This is a genomic window from Pseudomonas persica, assembly GCF_900291015.1.
In the GTDB taxonomy this organism is placed as follows: domain Bacteria; phylum Pseudomonadota; class Gammaproteobacteria; order Pseudomonadales; family Pseudomonadaceae; genus Aquipseudomonas.
In genome coordinates this window covers 1-264 of record NZ_OLKL01000192.1, presented here as the reverse complement: position 1 = coordinate 264, position 264 = coordinate 1, and the positions used below count along the sequence as shown (strand labels likewise).

General features: G+C 74.2%; 1 protein-coding gene. It reads left to right on the top strand.

Annotated elements, in window-relative coordinates; all coding sequences use genetic code 11:
- On the top strand, nucleotides 1–264 hold a 264-nt coding region (locus FQ664_RS27580), incomplete at both ends, for a hypothetical protein (RefSeq protein ID WP_474707158.1).

Here is a 264-nt window from a genome sequence, read left to right as displayed (position 1 = left end):
TCGCACCGCCAGCGGCACGCGTTCCGGCGCGGCCAGCCTGCGTTCGATGGCCGCTCCGCTGGACGCAGACGCGTCCAACGTGGCCACGGCGTCGGCTGCCACCGACGCGAGCCTGGCTGATGGCGGATCGGCAACGGCCCGTGTGCAGGGCACGCCGACCGCCGCCAGCGCAGGCAGTGCTCAGCCAGCACTGGTCGCAGGCGGTGGCGTCAACGCCGTCGCGATGGGCGATGGCGCTGTCGCCAGTGGCGCATCGTCCACCGC